The 519-nt window shown below is 30.3% G+C and carries 1 protein-coding gene; it reads left to right on the top strand.

Going from position 1 to position 519, the window contains the following annotated elements:
* Positions 1 to 358: sensor histidine kinase (locus tag FHK88_RS11675; RefSeq protein WP_227430926.1), on the top strand; the 358-nt coding region annotated here is incomplete at its 5' end.
* Positions 359 to 519: the final 161 nt, after the last annotated feature.

The raw sequence follows: 519 nt of genomic DNA, 5'->3' as shown, positions 1-519 counted from the left end.
TACTATAACCAATAGCTTACCTATTATTGACGCCGATCGATTTAGAGTGCAACAATTGTTTCAGAATATAATAAGTAATGCTGTAAATTATATTGATAAACCAATTGGGATAATAGAAGTAAGTTGTTCAGAAGATGCTAAACATTTCATTTTTGCGATAAAAGATAACGGACCAGGAATTGCAAAAGAGAATCAAGAGCGAATATTTAAAATATTTCAATCGTTAGAAAAATCAGAAAAATCTACAGGTTTAGGACTTTCGATAGTGAAAAAAATCGTCGATAATTACAACGGAAAAATTTGGATTGAAAGCGAAAACGGAAAAGGAACCACATTTTTCATACAATTAAACAAATAAAAATTTCAAGATGAAAATAGTTCAAGCCTCAAAACTAGAAAATCAAGATTGGAAATTCTTACAGGATAAAATTGAGTTGGAAAACCCATTAGTTTTGGTTTTTGCCAATCGTTATTTGTTAGAAGATGAAACGGTTATTGCCGATATTCGCAACCAATTTC

Origin of the sequence: Psychrobacter sp. I-STPA6b, assembly GCF_020662265.1 — a bacterium.
GTDB lineage: Bacteria > Pseudomonadota > Gammaproteobacteria > Pseudomonadales > Moraxellaceae > Psychrobacter.
Note: the sequence above shows the minus strand (reverse complement) of the source record. Positions and strands in the feature narration are given on the sequence as shown.